Annotated in this window: 23 protein-coding genes; 7 read left to right on the top strand and 16 right to left on the bottom strand. The window is 46.3% G+C overall.

Annotated elements, in window-relative coordinates; all coding sequences use genetic code 11:
- Positions 1-241 precede the first annotated feature (241 nt).
- Positions 242-451, top strand: coding sequence for a DNA-dependent RNA polymerase subunit epsilon (locus tag MKX80_RS08185; RefSeq protein ID WP_154999116.1), 210 nt, complete (start codon positions 242-244; stop codon positions 449-451).
- A 4-nt stretch (positions 452-455) separates the two neighbouring features.
- Entirely contained in the window at positions 456-2,123 is a 1,668-nt protein-coding gene (gene rnjA, locus MKX80_RS08180; RefSeq protein ID WP_154999115.1) for a ribonuclease J1, read from the top strand.
- A gap of 49 nt (positions 2,124-2,172) precedes the next feature.
- On the opposite strand, the gene ade is transcribed toward rnjA, so the two are convergent.
- From ade to MKX80_RS08160, 4 genes are all read right to left on the bottom strand, one after another.
- On the bottom strand, positions 2,173-3,894 hold the full coding sequence (ade, locus tag MKX80_RS08175) for an adenine deaminase (RefSeq protein WP_154999114.1): 1,722 nt from the start codon (positions 3,892-3,894) through the stop codon (positions 2,173-2,175).
- A gap of 127 nt (positions 3,895-4,021) precedes the next feature.
- The gene (locus MKX80_RS08170) at positions 4,022-4,684 is read right to left on the bottom strand and encodes a TrkA family potassium uptake protein (protein WP_020451237.1); all 663 of its coding nucleotides are present in this window, start codon (positions 4,682-4,684) and stop codon (positions 4,022-4,024) included.
- A gap of 63 nt (positions 4,685-4,747) precedes the next feature.
- On the bottom strand, positions 4,748-6,085 hold the full coding sequence (locus MKX80_RS08165; RefSeq protein ID WP_154999113.1) for an ATP-binding protein: 1,338 nt from the start codon (positions 6,083-6,085) through the stop codon (positions 4,748-4,750).
- Positions 6,086-6,252: 167 nt separating this feature from the next.
- Positions 6,253-6,540, bottom strand: coding sequence for an AbrB/MazE/SpoVT family DNA-binding domain-containing protein (locus tag MKX80_RS08160; protein WP_154999112.1), 288 nt, complete (start codon positions 6,538-6,540; stop codon positions 6,253-6,255).
- Positions 6,541-6,846: 306 nt separating this feature from the next.
- Between MKX80_RS08160 and mreBH the strand changes: the two genes are divergently transcribed.
- The 3 genes from mreBH (at position 6,847) to MKX80_RS08145 (ending at position 9,382) form a co-directional block, all read left to right on the top strand.
- Positions 6,847-7,854: a rod-share determining protein MreBH gene (mreBH, locus tag MKX80_RS08155; RefSeq protein WP_003181381.1), complete on the top strand. Its 1,008-nt coding sequence runs from the start codon at positions 6,847-6,849 to the stop codon at positions 7,852-7,854.
- Between the two features lie 73 nt (positions 7,855-7,927).
- Positions 7,928-8,059 carry a protein YkpC gene (locus tag MKX80_RS08150; RefSeq protein WP_003181378.1) on the top strand — a complete coding sequence of 44 codons (132 nt, stop codon included), beginning with the start codon at positions 7,928-7,930 and terminating at the stop codon, positions 8,057-8,059.
- A 90-nt stretch (positions 8,060-8,149) separates the two neighbouring features.
- Positions 8,150-9,382: an aminopeptidase gene (locus tag MKX80_RS08145; RefSeq protein ID WP_182070738.1), complete on the top strand. Its 1,233-nt coding sequence runs from the start codon at positions 8,150-8,152 to the stop codon at positions 9,380-9,382.
- A 399-nt stretch (positions 9,383-9,781) separates the two neighbouring features.
- Here MKX80_RS08145 and MKX80_RS08140 read toward each other — a convergent pair whose 3' ends face one another.
- Positions 9,782-10,156, bottom strand: a complete 375-nt coding sequence (locus tag MKX80_RS08140) for a nuclear transport factor 2 family protein (RefSeq protein ID WP_154999110.1) — start codon at positions 10,154-10,156, stop codon at positions 9,782-9,784.
- 55 nt (positions 10,157-10,211) lie between these two features.
- Positions 10,212-11,831, bottom strand: a complete 1,620-nt coding sequence (locus MKX80_RS08135; protein ID WP_339228324.1) for an ATP-binding cassette domain-containing protein — start codon at positions 11,829-11,831, stop codon at positions 10,212-10,214.
- 172 nt (positions 11,832-12,003) lie between these two features.
- Between MKX80_RS08135 and MKX80_RS08130 the strand changes: the two genes are divergently transcribed.
- The gene (locus MKX80_RS08130) at positions 12,004-12,246 is read left to right on the top strand and encodes a hypothetical protein (RefSeq protein WP_075753038.1); all 243 of its coding nucleotides are present in this window, start codon (positions 12,004-12,006) and stop codon (positions 12,244-12,246) included.
- A 12-nt stretch (positions 12,247-12,258) separates the two neighbouring features.
- Entirely contained in the window at positions 12,259-12,528 is a 270-nt protein-coding gene (locus MKX80_RS08125; RefSeq protein ID WP_003181365.1) for a hypothetical protein, read from the top strand.
- A gap of 45 nt (positions 12,529-12,573) precedes the next feature.
- Here MKX80_RS08125 and lepB read toward each other — a convergent pair whose 3' ends face one another.
- The 10 genes from lepB to MKX80_RS08075 form a co-directional block, all read right to left on the bottom strand.
- Positions 12,574-13,134: a signal peptidase I gene (gene lepB / locus MKX80_RS08120; RefSeq protein ID WP_043928613.1), complete on the bottom strand. Its 561-nt coding sequence runs from the start codon at positions 13,132-13,134 to the stop codon at positions 12,574-12,576.
- A 165-nt stretch (positions 13,135-13,299) separates the two neighbouring features.
- Complete coding sequence (locus MKX80_RS08115; RefSeq protein WP_154999108.1) at positions 13,300-15,192, bottom strand: PTS fructose transporter subunit IIABC; 1,893 nt, start codon at positions 15,190-15,192, stop codon at positions 13,300-13,302.
- A gap of 13 nt (positions 15,193-15,205) precedes the next feature.
- On the bottom strand, positions 15,206-16,117 hold the full coding sequence (gene pfkB / locus MKX80_RS08110) for a 1-phosphofructokinase (RefSeq protein ID WP_075753044.1): 912 nt from the start codon (positions 16,115-16,117) through the stop codon (positions 15,206-15,208).
- Positions 16,114-16,869 carry a DeoR/GlpR family DNA-binding transcription regulator gene (locus MKX80_RS08105; protein WP_154999107.1) on the bottom strand — a complete coding sequence of 252 codons (756 nt, stop codon included), beginning with the start codon at positions 16,867-16,869 and terminating at the stop codon, positions 16,114-16,116. The genes pfkB and MKX80_RS08105 overlap by 4 nt, the downstream gene beginning before the upstream one ends.
- Before the next feature lie 286 nt (positions 16,870-17,155).
- On the bottom strand, positions 17,156-17,320 hold the full coding sequence (locus MKX80_RS08100; RefSeq protein ID WP_244958294.1) for a hypothetical protein: 165 nt from the start codon (positions 17,318-17,320) through the stop codon (positions 17,156-17,158).
- Between the two features lie 106 nt (positions 17,321-17,426).
- Positions 17,427-17,801: a Yip1 family protein gene (locus MKX80_RS08095; protein ID WP_261763637.1), complete on the bottom strand. Its 375-nt coding sequence runs from the start codon at positions 17,799-17,801 to the stop codon at positions 17,427-17,429.
- A gap of 202 nt (positions 17,802-18,003) precedes the next feature.
- Positions 18,004-19,197: an ABC transporter permease gene (locus MKX80_RS08090; protein ID WP_182070741.1), complete on the bottom strand. Its 1,194-nt coding sequence runs from the start codon at positions 19,195-19,197 to the stop codon at positions 18,004-18,006.
- Positions 19,194-19,886 carry an ABC transporter ATP-binding protein gene (locus MKX80_RS08085; RefSeq protein WP_182070742.1) on the bottom strand — a complete coding sequence of 231 codons (693 nt, stop codon included), beginning with the start codon at positions 19,884-19,886 and terminating at the stop codon, positions 19,194-19,196. Before MKX80_RS08085 ends, MKX80_RS08090 begins: the two co-directional genes overlap by 4 nt.
- The gene (locus MKX80_RS08080) at positions 19,883-21,019 is read right to left on the bottom strand and encodes an efflux RND transporter periplasmic adaptor subunit (RefSeq protein ID WP_154995907.1); all 1,137 of its coding nucleotides are present in this window, start codon (positions 21,017-21,019) and stop codon (positions 19,883-19,885) included. Before MKX80_RS08080 ends, MKX80_RS08085 begins: the two co-directional genes overlap by 4 nt.
- Complete coding sequence (locus tag MKX80_RS08075; protein ID WP_154995909.1) at positions 21,020-21,703, bottom strand: Yip1 family protein; 684 nt, start codon at positions 21,701-21,703, stop codon at positions 21,020-21,022. It lies immediately after the preceding gene.
- Positions 21,704-21,721: the final 18 nt, after the last annotated feature.

The raw sequence follows: 21,721 nt of genomic DNA, 5'->3' as shown, positions 1-21,721 counted from the left end.
GAACTAAAGAGATACGGAAGTTACTCAGACAAGTCAGAGAAAGGAGGAATCCGTATGCTTCGCCGTCTGCGGAAAAAATTAAAAAAACAGCTGAATGGCATGATGCGCAGAAAGTCGATTGCCTAAAAGGACCTTCACTCGTGTGGAAGGGTCCTTTTTTTCTCAGGCGCTTTTCTTATGAGGCAATTTCGAATATAATAGAAAGATGAGTCTAACAATCGGCAGTTAAGGAGAGATTTGGATGATCTATAAGGTATTTTATCAAGCAAGCAATGACGAAGTACCTGTTCGTGAAAAAACAGATTCAATTTTTGTGGAAGCTCAATCTGAACGTGAAGTCAGATCTAAATTAAAACAAAACAACTACAATATTGAGTTTATACAGCAAGTTGAAGGCGCTTTTTTAGAATATGAAAAGCAAAGCGAAAATTTTAAAGTATTGGAGTTATGAATGAATGAAATTTGTTAAAAATGATCAAACGGCTGTATTTGCCCTTGGAGGACTTGGGGAAATCGGCAAAAACACGTACGGGGTCCAGTTCCAGGACGAGATCGTGCTCATCGATGCGGGGATTAAGTTTCCGGAAGACGAGCTTCTCGGAATCGACTATGTCATCCCCGACTACACTTATTTAGTCAAAAACGAAGAAAAAATTAAAGGTCTTTTTATTACGCACGGACACGAAGACCACATCGGCGGAATTCCGTACCTGCTCAAACAGGTGAACATTCCAGTTTACGGCGGACAGCTCGCCATCGGCCTTCTCAGGAAGAAGCTTGAAGAGCACGGTCTGCTGCGCCAAACAAAGCTTCATATCATTGAAGAAGACGATATCGTCAAATTCAGAAAAACGTCGGTTTCTTTTTTTAGGACGACCCACAGCATTCCGGACTCATACGGGATTGTCGTAAAAACACCGCAAGGAAACATCGTACATACCGGTGACTTTAAATTCGATTTTACACCGGTAGGCGAACCCGCCAACTTGACCAAGATGGCCGAAATCGGAAAAGAAGGCGTGCTCTGCCTGCTTTCAGACAGCACAAACAGTGAAATCCCTGATTTCACGATGTCAGAGCGCAAAGTCGGAGAAAGCATTGATGATATTTTCCGAAAAGTCGAAGGCCGGATCATCTTCGCAACCTTCGCGTCAAACATCCACCGCCTGCAGCAGGTGATCGAAGCAGCTGTTGCAAACGGACGGAAAGTTGCCGTATTTGGACGAAGCATGGAGTCGGCGATTGAAATCGGTCAAACGCTCGGGTATATTAAGTGTCCGAAAAATACTTTTGTTGAAGCGAATGAAATCAACAGGCTGCCTGCCGGCAAAGTGACGATTCTCTGTACCGGAAGCCAAGGCGAACCGATGGCTGCACTATCTCGAATTGCAAACGGCACACACCGGCAAATCTCAATCATTCCCGGGGATACGGTCGTATTTTCATCATCTCCGATCCCGGGCAATACGATCAGCGTCAGCCGCACGATCAACCAGCTTTACCGGGCGGGTGCCGATGTCATCCACGGAGCTGTGACTAACATTCATACATCAGGACACGGCGGACAGGAAGAGCAAAAGCTGATGCTCCGCCTCATCAAGCCAAAGTTTTTCATGCCGATTCACGGTGAATACAGAATGCAGAAAATGCATGTTAAACTGGCGACAGACTGCGGAATCCCTGAGGAAAACTGCTTTATTATGGACAACGGCGAAGTGCTTGCTTTGACAAGCGAAGAAGCCTCAGTCGCCGGTAAAATCCCGTCAGGCAATGTTTATATTGACGGAAGCGGCATCGGCGACATCGGCAATATTGTGCTTCGCGACCGCCGGATTCTTTCCGAAGAAGGGCTTGTCATTGTCGTTGTCAGCATCAACATGAAAGAATTCAAAGTGTCCGCAGGGCCTGACTTAATTTCCAGAGGATTTGTCTATATGAGAGAATCCGGTGATTTAATCAATGATGCCCAGGAACTGATTTCAGGACACCTTAAAAAAGTGATGGAGCGCAAAACGACACAGTGGTCTGAAATTAAGAACGAGATCACAGACACGCTCGCTCCTTTCCTCTATGAAAAAACAAAACGCCGGCCGATGATCCTTCCGATTATTATGGAAGTCTGATCGCGGATTCAGCAAAAAACGGATGCACCCCGAAGGGGCATCCGTTTTTTTATGGTTGAACCGGGATATGCCTGAACGCTTTAACATCAAACAATCCTTCCGTCGTCATTTTAATGTCGGGAATAACCGGTAGCGCTAAAAAAGAAAGCGTCAGAAAAGGATTAAACATTCCTGAAAATCCTGTCTCTGTTAATGCAGCATGGAGAGATTTCAAGCTTTCGTTTACCGCCTCAAGCGGTTTGTCCGACAAGAGGCCGGCGATCGGCAAGGCGACGGATTGAAGCTCCTTCCCTCCTTTTGCAATGGTGAGGCCTCCTCCGATTTCTCCGAGACGTTCAATCGCTTTTAAAATGTCTTGATCATTTGTACCGACGGCGATTAAATTGTGGGAATCATGAGAAATCGTTGTCGCGATGGCGCCTTCTTTTAAACCGAAGCCCCTGACAACGCCGAGTCCGATTCCTTTAACGCCGCGATGGCGCTCAATCACTGCAATTTTCAACAGATCGCTTTCCAGATCCGGCTGAAAAAAAGCCCCGCTTTTCGGCTTGGCTAAGGACAGCTTTGTTTCAAGCTGATTGGGGATAATGTCAATGACCCTGATTTCATTACCTTGAACGATCGGAATTTGCAGATCATCCTCATGTAACTCAGAAAGATGCACAGATCGGAGCAGAACGGCTGCCGCTTTGCTGCCCGTCCATTCGCTTTGTTCTGTCCCGCTCCAGATCACGCCGTTAATCATCGTCTTTGAAATGCTGACGTTCTCAAAATCGCTGATGAAAAGAAGGTCCGCATCATAACCCGGGGCAACCGCTCCCTTCGTCTTTAACCCGAAGCATTCTGCTGCATTCATGCTGCCCATTTGATATGCAAGAAACGGGTCAAGTCCCTCTTGAATGGCAAGCTTGACCTGGTGGTTAATGCTACCTTCATCGACCAGTTCATCCAAATGCTTATCATCCGTACAGAAAAAGAAGCGTCTCGCATTTTTCTCGTTGACCGCTGGCAAAACACGACGCGTATTCTTTGCCGCAGACCCTTCTCTCAGCATGACGTACATTCCTCTTCTGACCCGTTCAAGCGCCTCTTCAGGTGTTGTGACCTCATGGTCTGTAAGCACGCCCGCCGCTCTGTAGACATTGACAAACCCGGCTGACAAGCCGGCCAGATGTCCGTCGATCCGCTTGCCAGCTTTATGGGCATCAATGAGCTTTTGCACCATATCCGGCTCTCCGGCTTCAACGGCCACATAGTCCATTACTTCCGCAAGCCCGAGCACCTCTTCGCGGCTGTAAAAAGGATGTAAATCCGCAGCGTTCAAAACTGCACCCGATTTTTCAAATGGTGCCGCGGGTACACAAGAAGGGAGCATAAAATGAATGTTCAGCCTGGTCATTTCAGCCTGCTCCAGCATGAACTCAAGACCCTTCACACCTGAGACATTCGCGATCTCGTGAGGATCGGTGACAACGGTTGTCACACCGTGGGGAATCACCGCTTTGGCAAATTCGGGCGGCGTCACCATTGAAGACTCAATATGGACATGACCGTCGATAAAGCCGGGAACGATCATTTGTCCCTCAGCGTCAATCGTATTCTCCCCCTCATAATCGCCCAAACCGACGATGGCCCCGTCTGTGATGGCTATGTCCGTCTCTAACCATTCCTGATTAAAAACATCCATGACCTTTCCGTTTTTAATTACAGTATCCGCTTTTTTGCGATGACTGGCGGCGCCAAGCCGGCGAATGAACATCTCTTTGTCCAAAGGTATATGTCCCCTCTCTTTTTTATATGTATATGGTTCAATATCGTAGCCGAATCGCTTGGAACAGTCAATGAAAAGATAAAAAAAACCGCGGGCTGTGGGGTTCCCGCGGCTGATCGATGGCATTTTAATGTTGAAAGACTTTCTTTTCAAATCTCTCAATGTCAGGATTTGAGCCGATGACGATTAAAATATCGTCCTTCTGAATCTCTTCAGTGGCAAGCGGAGATACGATGACTTCTTTCCCCCGCTTGATCGCGACAATATTAATTCCGTATCTGGCCCGGATATCAAGGTCAAGCAGCGTATTTCCGGCTAGTTTGCCGTTCGCTGCGATTTCGACAAGGCTGTGTTCATCAGAAAGTTCAAGATAATCAAGCACATTGTTGGAGACGATGTTGTGGGCGATTCTTTTTCCCATTTCACGCTCCGGATGAACAATCCGGTCCGCTCCGATTTTGGATAATACTTTTTCATGATAATCGTTTTGAGCTTTTACGGTAATCATTTTCACACCAAGCTCTTTCAAGATCAGCGTTGTCAAAATGCTCGCTTGAATGTTCTCTCCGATCGCTACAATGACGTGGTCAAAATTGCGCAGTCCAAGGTTTTTCAGCACAGATTCGTCTGTTGTGTCTCCTATCACAGCGTGTGAAGCAATTTTGGCGTATTCGTTTACGCGATCTTCATCTCTGTCGATCGCCATTACCTCAAGCCCTTCTTCACTCAATGCTTTGCAAATGCTGCCGCCGAACCGGCCGAGTCCAATTACTGCAAATTCTTTTTTCATCGGTAATTCCTCCATGGGTCAATCTTGAACAAATTCTATCATATGAAGTGGAATTTTTCCTCTTTATTTTATCGTTGCGCGGCTGCAGCATCCTTGCTGTATGTCGTTCTCTTCGGATGCCGCACCTTTGTCGATCGGAAGCAAAATGTGGAATGTGCTTCCCTCGCCCAATTCGCTGTCGATTTTCATTTCACCGTTGTGAGCGCCGATGATATTCAGGCAAATCGTCAGCCCAAGACCTGTACCTTCTTCTTTTGTTGAGAAGAAAGGCTCCCCGAGCTTTGCCAAATCGGCTTGGGAAATCCCGCCGCCTTCGTCTTTGATGCTGATTTTCACATAGTCCCCTTCTGCCTCCGAGGAAATCGTGATTTTCCCGCCGTCAGGCATCGCTTCTATTCCGTTTTTAATTAAATTGATGAATACCTGTTTGATTTGATTTTCATCACCGTTTATTTCCCACTCCTCCCCGTGCTGAAACGCTTTTTCGATCTTAATGTGGGAAAGCACGGCGTTGGTCTCAAGAAGCGTTGCTACCTGCTGAAGAACCGAATTGATTTTGATCTTTTTAAATTGAACCTGGTGCGGTTTAGCCAGTACAAGCAGTTCTCCGAGCACAGAATCGATTCGTTTAATCTCAGAGAAAATAATGTCAAAGTAATCTTTCCGGTCAGGATATTCCGCTTTCATCAGCTGCAAAAATCCGTTTACAGATGTCAGCGGGTTCCTGACTTCGTGAGCGATTCCCGCGGCGAGCTGCCCGGCCATCGCCAGCTTCTGAGACTGCATGGCCAGCCGCTGATTCGACTTGAACAGTTCCATCTCCGCTTTTTTCCGTTCTGTCACATCAGTCAGCGTTCCCAAGCTGCCCGTAAATTGACCGTTTTTATAATAAAGTTTATAGTGAACTTCGCCCCAGAACTTGCTCCCGTCTTTACGATGGTAGAGCACCTCGATCCTTCCTTCCGGCTCCTTGTTCTTCAGCTGGGCGATCAGGTGATTCGAAATCCGATCTTCATGATCGAAATAATCGTTGTACATCGTTCCAAGGCTCTGTTCAACACTGTATCCGGTCAAGGATGTCCACGCCTGATTCAAAAATGTTATATATCCTATTCGGTCCGTCTGAAAGACGATTTCCTGAAGGTTATCCATGATGCGGTTGGTTTCTGAGGAAAGCTCTTTATATTTCTTTTCGCTTTCCTTCAATTTATAGACAAGCTGATTTGACTCATCGATATAAAGCGTGAGCCACCAAACGCTGATTAATGTCACCAGCGTAAACAGCAGATCAACCGTCCAATTGATTTTATTTCCCAACACCCCATAGAATAAAAAATTCCAAAACATGATAAAAGTCATTGCCAGCACGGTTGCAATGATTCGTCCTTGATATCTTTTCATACCCCCACCTGCCACTTGTATTTCTCAGTCAATTGTAACATTCTTTACACCACATTTGAGAGGATTGTTCGAAGTATTTATCGTCTCTATGGCTGAATTTTTCAGTGACGGCGGTTTTATCTGCTGCTGGTGCAAGAAAAAGCCCTTCTGATGAAGAGCGTAGAATCTTATGCTTTCACTACGTTTAAGGCAGCATTGATTTCTTCCAAAAGCAATTCGGCTCCTTCAGGACTCAGCGTAATTTTTCCATTTCCATACTCGCGGTTTTCAGAAGTGATTTCACCGGTCATCAGGCACACACCGTGGGGTTTATATTTTTTCAGGACAATTTTATCTTGGTCGACAAAGAATTCGATGCTGTCCTTGATCGAGATATCCAAAGCTCTTCTCAATTCAATCGGCATCACGATCCGGCCGAGTTCGTCTACTTTTCTCACAACTCCTATTGCTTTCACAACTTTCGCCTACTTCCTCTATTGTTTCTATTTTTCTAAGATATTGTCTTAGCATAACGATAGACGAACGAAGAATGAAAAAGGTTTCCCTTATCAAGCGTTTCTTCGACAAAAATTCGGTCATAAAAATGAAATAATTTTCTCATCATGTAAATATGAGGACAGCATTTTACAGATTGGTTTCAAAATCGTCACAAACCCCCACAAACCGCCGATCATTTGAGAAAATTTAAATGAAATTCATTTTTTCAGCACAAAGAAAATTTCGTTTTTCGGAAAAATTTTAAATAGAGATTGGGTGAAAACATGTTTCAAACAACCGAGATCGGAATTGATCTAGGCACAGCTAACATATTGGTTTACAGCAAAAACAAAGGAATCATTTTAAATGAGCCTTCCGTTGTCGCCGTGGATACGGAAACAAAGAGCGTATTGGCGGTCGGCACAGAGGCCAAAAACATGATCGGGAAAACACCGGGAAAAATCGTCGCGGTCAGGCCGATGAAAGACGGAGTCATCGCCGATTATGACATGACGACAGACCTCTTGAAGCAGATTATGAAAAAAGCCGGAAAGAACATCGGCTTTACGTTCAGAAAGCCGAGCGTCGTCGTCTGCACGCCGTCCGGCTCAACAGCCGTTGAAAGGCGTGCGATCAGCGATGCTGTCAAAAACTGCGGAGCCAAACAAGTCCATTTGATAGAGGAGCCTGTCGCCGCCGCCATCGGCGCAGATCTGCCTGTCGATGAACCTGTCGCAAACGTTGTTGTCGATATCGGCGGCGGCACGACAGAAGTGGCAATCATTTCATTCGGAGGCGTTGTCTCGTGCCATTCGATCCGGATTGGCGGCGATCAGCTTGATGAAGACATCGTGTCATTCGTCAGAAAAAAATACAACCTGCTGATCGGTGAACGGACGGCCGAAGAAGTCAAGATTGAGATCGGCTACGCATTGATTGACCATGAGACGAAAACGATGGAAGTCAGAGGGCGCGACCTTGTCACAGGCCTGCCGAAAACGATTACCCTGGAATCAAAAGAGATTCAGAAAGCGATGCGCGAATCGCTCCTTCATATTATCGAAGCCATCAGAGCGACGCTTGAAGACTGTCCTCCGGAGCTGAGCGGAGACATTGTCGACCGGGGTGTGATTTTAACCGGAGGAGGCGCGCTTTTGAACGGCATCAAAGAATGGCTGTCACAGGAAATCGTTGTGCCCGTGCATGTTGCTGCAAATCCGCTTGAATCTGTCGCCATTGGAACGGGTCGTTCTCTCGAAGTGATCGATAAATTGCAAAAAGCGGCTAAATAATTTTTATTTTCGCGTCTTTTTTCCCGACTTCTTTCATATCGTGAGGAATGGAGAAACGATAAGGAGGAAGAACATGCTTAGAGATATGGGAAGACGCCTGGCCATCACCGTTATTTTAAGCGGTATTATTCTCGGGGGGATGAGCATCTCCCTTGCCAACATGCCAAGCTCGCCCCCCGGCCAAACGGCCAAAATCAACCGTTAAAAAAGATGCAGCCTGAACGGGGCTGCGTCTTTTTTTCTTTTCAATCAAATATTTGATATGATGTTATGGACAATAAAGGAGGTTTTGCCAATGAATTCGTTTACTGATAAACTGAGCAAATATGCGAAGCTTGTGGCCGAAGTCGGTGTAAACGTTCAAAAAGGACAGCAAGTCGTCATCAACGCGTCAACAGAAGTACGCGATTTTGCCCGGCTTCTCGTCAAAAGCGTCTATGAGAGAGGGGCAAAAAACGTGACGGTCCGCTGGCAGGATGATGAGGTGACAAGGCTGAAATATGAGCTGGCCCCTGCGGAAGCCTTTGAAGAGTTCCCTGAATGGGAAGCGAAAGGTCTGGAGACGCTCGCCAAGGAAGGCGCCGCTTTTATTTCCATTGTCTCTTCAAGTCCTGATCTTTTGAAAGGCATCGATTCCAAAAAAATCGCAGCCCAGCAAAAAGCGGCCGGAAAGGCGATGCATACATACAGGCAAATGATTCAGTCGGATAAAGTCAGCTGGACTGTCGTCGCAGCACCTTCGCCGGCCTGGGCGAAAAAAGTATTCCCTGACGCAGATGAAGAGACAGCGGTGCAAAAGCTGTGGAATGAGATTTTCAAAACGACCCGCGTCGACCGTGAAGATCCTGTTCAGGCGTGGAAAGACCACGATCAGACTTTGCGCGATAAAGTAAGCGTCTTAAATGACAAGCATTATCATGCCCTTCATTACCAAGCAAAGGGAACAGATTTGACGATCGAGCTTCCTGAGAAGCACCTGTGGGTCGGCGCCGGAAGCACTAACGAAAACGGTGTCGAGTTCATGGCCAATATGCCGACAGAGGAAGTATTCACCGCTCCGAAAAAAGACGGGGTGAACGGCACCGTTTCAAGCACGAAACCGTTAAGCTACGGCGGCAATTTGATCGACGGCTTTACACTGACATTTGAAAACGGACGGATCACAGATGTCAAAGCTGAACAAGGTGAAGAAATTTTAAAAGAGCTGATCGAAACCGATGAGGGTTCACACTACTTAGGCGAAATTGCGCTCGTTGCCCACGATTCGCCGATTTCCAAGTCCAATATTCTGTTTTACAACACGCTGTTCGATGAAAATGCCTCAAACCACCTCGCGATCGGCAGTGCATATGCATTCAACATCGAAGGCGGAAAACAGATGTCGCGCGAGGAGCTGGCGAAAGAAGGATTAAACGAAAGCATCACACATGTTGACTTCATGATCGGTTCAGGAGAAATGAATATAGACGGAATCACAGCAGACGGAAAAAGAGAGCCGATTTTCAGAAACGGCAACTGGGCGATATAAAGCCTTCCACAAAAAAAGACCTCAGAAAACTTCTGAAGTCCCAGATTGTTGAGAAAATCCCAAAACGACCTTTTGTTTTGGGATTTTGTCATCCTTTCAGCGTGACCCGCAACCCTTGCAGTCTAGGAAGGCTGAGCATCGGAGCGGACTTTCACAGGATGTGATGACGGCGGCGTTCAGGCAGGACGCCTAGGCGGTTATCTGCCGATCCTTCCTCTATTCGTGAGCACTGACGCGCAAGCCTGACAACGAATGCGAGGGTTTGTCGACACGCTGAGACCTCAGAAAACTTCTGAGGTCCTTTTATATTGTGTCCGCATACCGCCAGCACTTCCTGACTTCTCCCGTACATAGATGGCGGCTGCAACAGCTGAAAAGCCGGTCCAAAGCTCCGCCTCCTCATGGTTTGGGCAAACTGCTTAAATGTTCATGCTTCAGTTTCCAGCTTCCTGACTCGTCCTTTACAAATACGTTTGTCGCACGGCCTTCCCCTTGAACCGGTTCACCTCTATAAAATCCTTTCCATTCGTATGTATAAAGACAGACGGCCTGTTTGTCTGTTTCCGTGATCCAGCTGACATGACTGGCGCTGTATACTTCATTTTCGATCAGTTTCCAGGCGTTTTCAAAATAACGCTGAATTTCCTCAGAGCCCGAGCACGTTTGATCCGAGAACCAGTACACAGCGTCGGGATGAAGGAGCGCTTTGACATTCTCAAACTCATGTGTGTTAGTTGCTTGAATATATTGCTCAAGAGCCTTTCGGCATGACACGGCAACCATCTCCTTTTTATAAAAAAACCCGCTTTTTAAGGCGGGTTTTCTATCATTATGCGTAAAGTTCAGCAAGCTTGTCCTGAACCGTTTTGTCTTCCAAAAATTCGTCGTAGCTCATTTGTTTATCGACGATTCCGTTTGGCGTGATCTCGATGATCCGGTTGGCGATTGTTTGGACAAACTGATGGTCATGAGATGTAAACAGCATGGCGCCTTTAAAGCTGATTAAACCGTTATTCAGCGCTGTAATGGATTCGAGATCCAAATGGTTGGTCGGCTCATCAAGCATCAGCACATTGGCGCCGGACAGCATCATTTTGGACAGCATGCAGCGGACTTTTTCTCCCCCTGACAAAACACTTGCTTTTTTCAGCACTTCTTCCCCGGAGAACAGCATCCGGCCTAAAAATCCGCGCAGGAAGCTTTCGCTTTGGTCATGCGGCGAAAATTGGCGGAGCCAGTCGACAAGGTTTAAATCGCTGTTTTCAAAATACTCGCTGTTGTCTTTCGGGAAAAACGCCTGGGATGTTGTGACGCCCCATTTAAACGATCCGCTGTCAGGCTCCATTTCCCCGGCAAGGATTTTAAAGAGCGTAGTAGAGGCAAGCTCATTCCGGCCTGTAAAGGCGATTTTATCCTCTTTATTCATCATAAAGCTGACCGAGTCAAGCACCTTGACACCGTCAATCGTTTTCGAGAGGTCTTTGACAACAAGCACATCGTTTCCAATTTCGCGTTCAGGTGTGAAATGTACATACGGATACTTGCGCGATGACGGTTTAATATCGTCAAGCGTAATCTTTTCAAGCAGTTTTTTTCTTGATGTCGCCTGCTTTGATTTTGAGGCGTTGGCGCTGAATCTGGCGACGAACTCCTGGAGCTGTTTGATCTGCTCTTCTTTTTTCTTATTGGCTTCCTGATTCATTTTAAGCGCAAGCTGGCTTGATTCATACCAGAAATCGTAGTTTCCGACATAAATTTGAATTTTGTTAAAATCCAGGTCGGCGATATGCGTACATACTTTATTCAAAAAGTGGCGGTCATGCGATACGACGATAACCGTATTCTCAAAATTGATTAAAAACTCTTCAAGCCACTGGATCGCCTGAATATCCAAGTGGTTGGTCGGCTCATCAAGAAGAAGGACGTCAGGTTTTCCGAACAGGGCCTGTGCAAGGAGGACCTTCACCTTTTCGGAACCGCCGAGATCAGCCATTTTCTTCGTATGAAGTTCTTCAGCAATGCCGAGGCCTTTTAACAAAATCGCGGCTTCCCCTTCGGCTTCCCAGCCGTTCAGCTCGGCGAATTCACCCTCAAGCTCTGCGGCGCGGATTCCATCTTCATCTGAAAAATCAGGTTTCATGTAAATCGCGTCTTTTTCCTGCATGACTTCATAAAGGCGTTTATGCCCCATGATCACGACTTTCAGCACTTCATGCTCTTCATACTCAAAGTGGTTCTGTTTCAGGACGGCAAGGCGCTCGCCCGGGCTCATATGGACCTCGCCCGTCTGAGGCTCAATTTCACCTGACAATATTTTCAAAAAAGTGGACTTTCCGGCACCGTTTGCTCCGATCAATCCGTAGCAGTTTCCGGGCGTAAACTTAATATTTACATCTTCAAACAGCTTCCGGTCCGCAAACCGCAAGCTGACATTTTGAACAGCTATCATTTAATATCCTCCATCTATACTTCATTAAAAAGAGTATAACACGAAAATTCCGCAAGAGAAATGCTTTGCTTTTTTACGATAAAGTTTGAAAGAAAAATATATTAAAAAAACGCCTACTTCCCCTTTCCTTGTGACAATATGTTACAATTATTGAAGAATGGGGGAAGGAATAATGAAATTGAAAGATGACCCTGATATCATCAGATGGATCAATTCAAGGCCGCGCCAAGCGCTTTTCGTGTCAGTGGCCATGGTGATTTCTACAATGTCTATCGGGCTTTTTAAAGGGTTTGATATGTGGACGTCGGACTTTTTTATATTTTCCTGTCTGCTGATCGGCTTCGGCCTCCTTGTGGGATGGCTGCAAAAGATATATTATAAAAAGGTGATATTTGAAGAAAACTCGGATCGTTAGACGGAGGAAAACATGAAGCTTATCACTTTGACGGAATACTGCATGTTTATTTTTTTCGCAGGGGTTTATCTTGCCATAACCGGCTTTACAGCACGTGATCTGGGGCTTTACATCGGGATTGCCATGATTTACGTGTTCGTTCATATCGCGGCGAAACGAATGCTGTCAAAGCGGGGAAAAGAAGCCGCGGAAATCAGAATCTTGTACAGCGTTCTTCTGATTATGGCCTCTGTGTTCGTTACCGTACTGTTTATCGCAGTGCTGGCATCACTATCCGCATAAATCAAGCAAAAATGCCTGATTGTCCAAATGGACATCAGGCATTTTTCAGTCTGTTTTTCGGATTTCGTTGAACGGGAAAAACACAAATTGTGAAGTCCCGGCCACTCGTTTTTTATCAATCAGTCCGAGTCCGTTCCGGCTGTCCATTGACCTCTGACGGTTGTCCCCCATCACGAAATACTTGCCTTCCGGAACCTTCACAGGGCCAAAGTCGCCCGTCAGCTTGACGCCGACTGCTTCAGCCTCTTTTCTGTTTTCCGAAAGATACGGCTCAGACACCTTTTTCCCGTTTATGTACAGCGTGTCATCTTTCATTTGCACAGTATCTCCCGGCAGGCCGATCAAGCGCTTTACATAATGGACATTTTTTTCATCGCCGTCGATAATGACGATATCTCCCCGCTTAAATTCGCCTACGTATTTAACCGTTTTATAGACGAACAGCCGCTCTCCGTCGTGCAGCGTCGGGTCCATTGATGTACCTTCGACTAAATACGGTTCGAATAAAAATGCCCTGATCAATAACGCCAGAACGACTGCAATAATAATGGCTTTTACCCATTCAAAGAGAGAGTTTTTATTTTTGGTGGATTTTTCTTCAGTCAAAACGCTTCCTCCTAAAAACAGTCTGTCACAGCATACATGCAAAAATAAAAGCTTTCCTATACTTTATCACAAGTTCCCGCGGAATACATAATCCTCGCGCTCACTCCGGCAAAAACAGTAAAAAAGAAAGTGCCACGCGGGAAGCCTTGTGGCACTTTCAGCACTTTATTTTTCAGTTGGAACCGGCTTTTTCAAGATGCCGAGAATCAAAGCTGTCACAACCGCGCCGATCAAGATACTGAGAAGATACAGCAGCGCATGATTCGTCGTAAAGAAGAGAACGAATATTCCGCCATGCGGCGCTTGCAGTGTGACATGGAAAAATTGAGACAAACCGCCGGCAACTGCTGATCCGATGATACAAGAAGGAATGACGCGTGCCGGATCTGCGGCCGCAAAAGGAATCGCACCTTCAGTAATAAATGACAAGCCCATCACGTAGTTGGTAATTCCGGCTTCGCGATCCCGTTTTGAGAATTTATTTTTAAAGAAAGTCGTTGCAAGGGCAATTCCAAGCGGAGGCACCATACCGCCTGCCATGATGGCTGCGTGAGGCCCAAAGTTTCCAGCTTCAATCATCGCAATACCGAATGTAAAGGCCGCTTTGTTGATCGGACCGCCCATATCAATCGCCATCATACCGCCTAAAACAATACCCATTACGACAAGGTTTCCTGTTCCAAGACCTTCAAGCCAATGTGTCATACCATCCATAATGAACTTGACAGGCGTATTGACAACATAATGCATGATGATTCCAGTCAAGAATATTCCAAACAGCGGGTAAAGTAGCACAGGTTTTAATCCGTCAAGCACTTGCGGCAGACCAGCGAACACTTTTTTCAACAGTACAACAATATAACCAGCTAAGAAACCGGCAATCAGGCCGCCTAAGAAACCGGCGCCAGCTTGTGTCGCCATGAAACCGCCGACCATACCAGGCGCAAATCCCGGACGATCTGCAATGCTCATCGCGATAAATCCGGCCAATACGGCGACAATTAATCCAAGTGCATTCGTTCCGCCAATATTATTTAATACTGCAGCGAACTCATTATAAGTGGGATCACCCGGTTTGGTCGCGTTAATTCCCCAGAAGAACGAAATCGCAACTAAGATCCCGCCTCCGACGACGAACGGCAGCATGTTGCTGACACCGCTCATCAAGTGTTTGTAGAAACCGCCGCCTTTTCCTTTGGCAGCTCCGTCTTCTGAAGCGGATGAACCGCCGCCTTTACCCTGATAGATAGGCGCGTCTTGTTTCAGCGCCTGCTCAATCAGCTCTTGCGGACGTCTGATACCTGCTGTTACAGGTACTTCAATGACATGCTTGCCTTGAAAGCGTTCCATTTCAACCTGTTTGTCGGCGGCGACAATGATCGCAACCGCATCTTCGATTTCCTGTGCCGTCAGACCATTTTTAATACCGCTTGAACCGTTCGTTTCAACTTTGATATCAACGCCGAGCTCTTTCGCTTTTTCTTTCAAAGCATCCGCAGCCATGAACGTGTGGGCGATCCCTGTCGGGCATGCTGTAACTGCAAGGATTTTTCCTTTTGCTGATGGTGCAGGAGCCTCTTCGGCCTGCTCTTCTTCTTCATCATCTTTATCATGCTGATTGATGATGTCGATGATTTCGTCTTCAGATGAAGCTTCAAGCAGCTGTTTGCGAATCTCTTCCCTCATAAGCAAAGTCGACAGTCTTGACAATGCTTCGAGATGGGTGTTATTTGCACCGTCTGTAGCGGCGATCATGAAAACGAGATGGCTTGGCTGGCCGTCAAGGGATTCATAATCGACGCCGCCTTTTGAACGGCCGAACGCGATCGCAGGCTCTTTGACGCTTGCCGTTTTCGCATGAGGGATGGCGATGCCTTCGCCGATACCGGTAGAACTTTGTTTCTCGCGGTTGATCACGGCTTCTTTGTAGCCTTCTTTATCATTCAACTTGCCCGCCTGATCCAAAACGCTGACGAGTTCTTCGATAACGTTTTCTTTCTGGCTGCTCTCAAGGTTTAACTTGATCGTATGCTTTGTTAGTAGCTCAGTTATTTTCATAACCTTTCCTCCTTTAAATCGCTTTGACTTGAACTTCCGGAAGCAGCTTGTGAACGAGCTCTTCCGTTCCCAGCTCCTCTGAAAAGGCAGTTGCGCTTCCTGACGCGACACCTAAGCGAAAAGCTTCTTTGATGTCGAGCTGTTTTTCAATGCCTGCAAGAAAGCCTGCAACCACTGAGTCTCCTGCGCCGACTGAATTCACGAGCTTTCCTTTAGGTACGTTGGCATGGTAGACGCCGTCTTTTGTAAATAAAAGGGCGCCTTCTCCAGCCATGGAAACGATCGCGTTTTCGGCACCGCGTTCAACGAGTTTCTTTCCGTAAGGCACCGCTTCTTCCGCTGAAGTGATGGTTGTCCCAAACATTTCACCGAGCTCGTGATGGTTCGGTTTCATTAAAAGCGGCTTCATTTCTGCTGCTTTTAAGAGCGCCTCACCCGAAATATCAACGACAACCCGGACATTTTGCTCTTTGCACTTTTCTGCAATCTTTTCATATGTGTCCTGCGGCAATGAAGAAGGAATGCTTCCTGCCAATACGACAATGTCCCCTTCTTTCATCGCTGAAAACTGGTCTAAAAAGGCCGCGAAGTCTTCTTCGCTGATGACCGGCCCCTGCCCGTTGATTTCCGTCTCATCCCCGGTCTTCAATTTGACATTGATGCGCGTGTCTCCATTCACCTCATGAAAAGCCGTTTCAAGCTTCTCTTCTTCGAGAAATGATTTGATATATCCCCCGGTAAAACCGCCGATAAAACCGAGAACTTTAGAAGGTACATGGTGTCTGTTCAGAACGCGTGAGACATTGATTCCTTTGCCTCCGGGATATTTCGTGTCATAGACTGAACGATTCAGCCCGCCTACAGAAAATTCTTCAACGTGAACAATATAGTCGACCGATGGGTTGAGAGTTACAGTGTATATCATGTTTTCACTACCTTTACGACAGTTTTTTCTTGATAGTTATCAAATGAATGTTTTGTAGATCCTGCTGTAATGATAGTTGCTTCGTCTAAACCGGCAAAGGCAGAAAATGAAATTTCCCCAAACTTGGAAACGTCAGCTAAAATAAATGCTTTTTTCGCCTGGTTGACAGCTTTTGTTTTCAAAAGCGCTTCTTCAGGATCCGGAGTCGTAAACCCCGCTTCCTTATGAATGCCGTTGACGCCGATGAAGCTTTTGTCAAACCGGTATTGGCTGATGGCTGATAAAGCCGAACCGCCTACGATCGCTCCGGTTTTATACTTCACATACCCGCCTAATAAATAAAAAGTAATGCCTTTTTTACCCAATGCCTCAATGTGCATGACTCCATTTGTAACAACGATAATATCCATCTCTGGATCGATAAAATCGATCATTTGCAATGTGGTCGTTCCGGCATCAAGGTAGATACAATCGCCTTCTTCAAGAAGTGAGGCCGCTTCTTGAGCGATTTTTCTCTTTTCATGAAGGTTTTTGGATGATTTCTCTAGCATGTCAGGCTCGGTACGAATATCGGAAAGCCTTGATGCCCCTCCATGAACACGCTTTAAATATCCGCGGGCTTCCAGCGTCGACAAATCTCTTCTGATCGTTGACTCAGATGCATTCGTTAAATTCATTAAGTACTGGATTTTCACGACATCGTGCTTTTCAATCTCGTCAATAATCAGCTGATGCCGTTCGGGAGTCAACACATTATCACCCCTTTTGGAAACGCCTTCATTTAGCTTACAATTTCATTGTAAACGCTTTTTCGACATAACTCAACAAAAATCTTTCAAATTCATTCAATAACCATCAAAATCTTTCACATTTCAACATATTAACGTGATATGTACCGTTTGTAAACTGTATAAACTATAAAAATCCGCAAAAATATGTGACATTATTATTATCTATTCTTTCAAACATCATTCAGATACCAACGATAAAACCTCATGCTCAGCGCATGAGGTTTTACAATCTGCATTCTGTTCCCGTTTACTGAATATTTTCTATAAATACTTGATACAGGCCAGATAAATAAGACAACACCAACATGAATACAAATAAAACGGAAACGCCGATCCATGATGCCCGTTTTGAAGCGCCGGCAGCTTTTTGCAGGCCGACAGCTACTAATGCATACGACCAGATTGTAAACAAATCAAACATCCCAAGGACACTCAAGAGGAGCTCTTCGGCCGGAATATACCCAGCAAGCGATGCAAACGGAAACACGACTGGAGAATTCGAAAAGTAAAAAACTAAACTAGTAATGAACATCTCTGATTGCAGTTACAAAAGTAGCAAATACAGACAGAGACACCATGCAGATGAAACTGGTTTCTCCATTTCCTATTTTAGAGATCAGCCATAATACTAAAGCGCTGAGAACAAAAAATATGAGCGTTTGAAAAACCTTGCTGGTCGCTGCCATACCAGGATTGATATTCAAACCAAGAGATTGACTCAATTCCCGGTAGACCAAGTAAACTGAAAAGGCGGATAACGCCAGCACGATGAACATCGGCAGCCAAATCGCAGGTCTCTCTCTCATTCTTTCAAACTGCCGGACAGGACTCGTCATGATGCCGAGCAGTGACGGTTTTTTTACTTGCGATGTTGTTTCTACATTTGCATCCACTTTAAAATTCCTCTGACATACCTTTTCATATAAAGATCATTTCACAGCACTTTCAAGTCTATCATTATGAAGTGAAAAGTTCATTTTCCCATATAAGAAACCGCCTTGGGAGGCGGTTTCGATCTTGCGATAGTCTGACGCACCGGCATGTGGTCACTCTTTCATTTGGATATTTCTCTGCTGCCGCTAGCCCCTTAACGCTTTACTCATACCTCAGTGCATCAATCGGATGAAGGCGGGCCGCTTTATTGGCCGGGATGAGGCCAAAGATAATCCCGATCGCCATGCTGAACAGGACGCCTCCGAGGACCACCTGCCAGGAAACGAGCGACGGCCAACCGGCAAAAATCGATACGAGGGCTGCTCCGCCGTATCCGAGGCCGATGCCAAACACCCCGCCGATCAGCGTGATCAAAGACGATTCTATTAAAAATTGCATCAGAATCTGGCCTCTTGTTGCACCAAGCGATTTTCGAATCCCGATTTCCCTCGTCCGTTCAGTGACCGACACCAGCATAATATTCATGACACCGATCCCGCCAACGAGTAAAGAAATGCCTGCAATTGAGCCGATGAACATCGTCATAATCGTTGTGATCTGGCTGATTCCGGTCGCTATGGCCTCCATGTTCATCACTTCATAAGAGTCCGTAGTGCCGTGATTCTTGTTGACGGCCGCTGCAGCCTGCTTTCCGACGGCTTGCAGATGGTCGGCAGACTCAGCTTGAACGGAGACAGAGTCATAATCACTGATGCCGAATGACGATTTTAACATTGAATACGGAACATACATCTCATTCATCCCCAACGCAAGCAGCCCGGTTTCTTCTTTCAATACGCCGATGATTTCAACAGGCTGGCCATTTATCCATACGACACGGCCGAGCGGGGACTGCTGAGAAAACAGTTCTTCCGCAAGCTTCGGCGAGACGATGGCGACCCTGCTTCCAGCATGGTAGTCCTCTTCTGAAAATTCTCTTCCCTTTTCGACTTCCATCGAATTGATGCCGATATATCCGTCATTAATGCCGTTTACAGCGGCATCCGTTTTTTCATCCCGGAAGCGGACATTCATGGACTCGGTTGTTTTCGCAACGACATGTTTCACGCCTTCGAGTGACTTTAAACTTCTGATGTCTTCTTCGGTGAAGCCGGCGTCTAAATAGGCGTTGGGATTGGCCGTTAATTCTTCATTGCTGGGCTGATAATAGATTTCGACCGTGTTGCCGGGTCCGCTGATCGTCTGCTTGAGCATCTGCTCTCCTCCTTGCCCCGCTGCGACAACGACAATAACAGAGCCGACACCGATAATGATTCCGAGCATTGTTAAAATCGATCGCAGCTTATGGGAAAGGATGGAACTTAACGCCATTCTCAAGTTTTCGATGAGATTCATTGCACCGTCCCCCTCCGCTCTGTTTCCGGCGAGACGATCACACCGTCCCTCACCATGATGATCCGGCTTGTATAATCTGCAATCTCCGGTTCGTGGGTCACGAGCACCACCGTCGTACCTTCCTCATTCAATTCGGTGAATTGCTCCATGATGTCCCGGCTTGTTTTCGTATCGAGCGCTCCGGTCGGTTCATCAGCCAATATCAGCTTAGGTTCATTGACGATCGCTCTTGCGATGGCTACACGCTGTTTTTGGCCGCCGGAAAGCTCGTTCGGCATATGGCGCATTCTGTCCTTGAGCCCGACTTTTTCAAGCGCCCGTTCAGCCCGCTCCCGCCGCTCTTTTCTTGGAATGCCGGAGTAAATCATCGGAAGCTCCACATTCTTTATGGCATTCAGGCGCGGCAGAAGCTGAAACTGCTGAAAAACAAAACCGATTAAACGGTTTCTGACGCCGGCAAGCTCCCTTTCCCCATATGATGAAATATCCTCGCCGTCCAGCCTGTAAATACCCGATGTCGGGCGGTCAAGACAGCCGATAATGTTCATGATCGTCGATTTTCCCGAACCGGAAGGCCCCATGATGGACAGATATTCTCCCGTTTCAATTTTCATATTGATCTCTCTGAGAACATCAATGGTTTCCCCTCCGATTTGGTAGCTTTTTTTCACTTGGGAAAGCTCAATCATTGAAGCTTCACTTCCGTTCCGCTTTTCATGTCCTCGGCCGGGTTTGCGATAACCCGGTCCTTGTTCGTCAGACCATCGGTAATTTCAACGACGCCATCTGCTTTCTCACCGGTTTTGACATTGATCCGTTTTGCCTTGCCGTCTCTGACGACATACACGTATGATTGATCATCATCCTGCTTGACGGCATCTTCAGGAAGAGCCTGAATGATTCTTTTGTCCGTCTGGATTTTGAGAATCATGTTAAAGCCGGGCTTTGCTTTAGGACGCTCCCCTTTTATTTTGACTTCAAATGGGTATTGAACAGCTTGTTCCTTTCCTCCTGCGGCACCTGCAGACGCCTCTTCTTCGGGAACCAATCCGACTTGTGAGATCCTGCCCCGCCACTCTTTATTTTGGATGACATCCGAAGTGATGGTCACGTTCTGTCCCTTTTTCACTTTCAATGTGTCATACTCTGATAGCACCCCTTTAACGACAAGCTTGTCCTCGTTGCCTATATGTATAACCGGCTTTTGAATATCCGATTGCTTTGCGGCGGCTTGTTTGTCAACGGTGATAACCGTCCCGTCAATGCCGCTTTTCACTTGCAGAGCTGCCGATTTCTTCTCGAGCGTTTCCTTTTGCAGATCGGCTTGTTTCAGTTCTAGCTGGAGCGATTTTTCTTCCATTTCAAGCTGTGACCGTTCGTCATCCATTTGCCTCTTGGCTTTTTCCGCTCCGAGCTCAGCCTTCAGCTCGTCTTCCTTGTTTTTTAGGCTGCTGATTTTTCGCTTAACCTGTTCAAGCTGAAGCTCCTTCGATTGAATGGATAAGGCGTTCTGCTCTTTTTCCAGGCGAATTTCTTCATTCGTATAGGTGAAAAGCACATCTCCTTTTTTCACCTTGTCGCCTTCTTTTACTTTGATGTCTGCAATTTCTCCTTTTTCAGGTTCAAAATAATTGTATTGTTCGTTTGCAAACTTAAGGGTACCCGGAACCATGACTTCAGAAGAAATCTCTTTTTCTTCCAATTGCACGGTTTGGACCGCTGTTTCAGCCCCTCCGCTCGTTTGAACCGAGCGGTAGAGGTTGAGTCCGATAAAAAGCACAGCAGCCCCAACAATGACGATGCCGATCCATATTTTTTTCATTTACATTGCTCCTTCAAATGAATCGAAGAAATTGATCGCCATTCCGGCTGTTAAAGCGAGCAGAATGGAGATCACAAATAAAATGATCACACCGGTCCAAGCCGCTTTTTTGGATATGCCCCCAACCTTTTGGAGACCCAGGGCAACTAATGCGAGCGACCAGATGGTGAAAATATCAAATACACCTAATACCGATTTGAGCGGCTCGTCTGCCGGGATGATGCCGTTTAAAGACGTGACGATGATCGTGGGATCAATATTTGAATAATAGATCACAAGCCCGCCTATGAATTGCCCGATAGCCGCAATAAAATATGTAAAAACAGACAGCGAAAACATGTGAACAAAATTGGTTGTTCCTCTTCCGATTTTGACAATCAGCCAATAGATTAAAGCGCTGATCAGCAAGGCAATCACAAAGCCGAAGATCCCGCCGACGATGCCGATTCCCTTCATAGCTGCTTGAAATGTTTCAGCATCCACCGGCATTTCCGACAAATCGGAAGATAACACCGTTTTTTCGCTCAGCATATACCCTCCGGTAACCGACAAGATTAAAACAATGACAAGCGGAAACCAGAAAGCTGGCTTTTCTCTCATTCTCTCGAATTGTTCTCCGGGACGGGTAATCATTCCGAGCAATGACGGATTTTTCACTTTTTCAGTTTCTAAATTCGTTTCCATATGTATCCCCCTTAAAAA

It is taken from the genome of Bacillus sp. FSL K6-0972, assembly GCF_037976035.1.
Lineage (GTDB): Bacteria > Bacillota > Bacilli > Bacillales > Bacillaceae > Bacillus > Bacillus haynesii.
This window is presented reverse-complemented; position numbering and strand designations above follow the sequence as displayed.

What these genes read in the sequence shown, in the direction of transcription:
- MKX80_RS08185 (WP_154999116.1), top strand. Translation starts at nt 242, where the DNA reads ATGATCTATAAGGTATTTTATCAAGCAAGCAATGACGAAGTACCTGTT.
- rnjA (WP_154999115.1), top strand. Translation starts at nt 456, where the DNA reads ATGAAATTTGTTAAAAATGATCAAACGGCTGTATTTGCCCTTGGAGGA.
- MKX80_RS08170 (WP_020451237.1), bottom strand. Translation starts at nt 4,684, where the DNA reads ATGAAAAAAGAATTTGCAGTAATTGGACTCGGCCGGTTCGGCGGCAGC.
- MKX80_RS08165 (WP_154999113.1), bottom strand. Translation starts at nt 6,085, where the DNA reads ATGAAAAGATATCAAGGACGAATCATTGCAACCGTGCTGGCAATGACT.
- mreBH (WP_003181381.1), top strand. Translation starts at nt 6,847, where the DNA reads ATGTTTCAAACAACCGAGATCGGAATTGATCTAGGCACAGCTAACATA.
- MKX80_RS08150 (WP_003181378.1), top strand. Translation starts at nt 7,928, where the DNA reads ATGCTTAGAGATATGGGAAGACGCCTGGCCATCACCGTTATTTTAAGC.
- MKX80_RS08145 (WP_182070738.1), top strand. Translation starts at nt 8,150, where the DNA reads ATGAATTCGTTTACTGATAAACTGAGCAAATATGCGAAGCTTGTGGCC.
- MKX80_RS08135 (WP_339228324.1), bottom strand. Translation starts at nt 11,831, where the DNA reads ATGATAGCTGTTCAAAATGTCAGCTTGCGGTTTGCGGACCGGAAGCTG.
- MKX80_RS08130 (WP_075753038.1), top strand. Translation starts at nt 12,004, where the DNA reads ATGAAATTGAAAGATGACCCTGATATCATCAGATGGATCAATTCAAGG.
- MKX80_RS08125 (WP_003181365.1), top strand. Translation starts at nt 12,259, where the DNA reads ATGAAGCTTATCACTTTGACGGAATACTGCATGTTTATTTTTTTCGCA.
- MKX80_RS08115 (WP_154999108.1), bottom strand. Translation starts at nt 15,192, where the DNA reads ATGAAAATAACTGAGCTACTAACAAAGCATACGATCAAGTTAAACCTT.
- pfkB (WP_075753044.1), bottom strand. Translation starts at nt 16,117, where the DNA reads ATGATATACACTGTAACTCTCAACCCATCGGTCGACTATATTGTTCAC.
- MKX80_RS08090 (WP_182070741.1), bottom strand. Translation starts at nt 19,197, where the DNA reads ATGAATCTCATCGAAAACTTGAGAATGGCGTTAAGTTCCATCCTTTCC.
- MKX80_RS08085 (WP_182070742.1), bottom strand. Translation starts at nt 19,886, where the DNA reads ATGATTGAGCTTTCCCAAGTGAAAAAAAGCTACCAAATCGGAGGGGAA.
- MKX80_RS08080 (WP_154995907.1), bottom strand. Translation starts at nt 21,019, where the DNA reads ATGAAAAAAATATGGATCGGCATCGTCATTGTTGGGGCTGCTGTGCTT.
- MKX80_RS08075 (WP_154995909.1), bottom strand. Translation starts at nt 21,703, where the DNA reads ATGGAAACGAATTTAGAAACTGAAAAAGTGAAAAATCCGTCATTGCTC.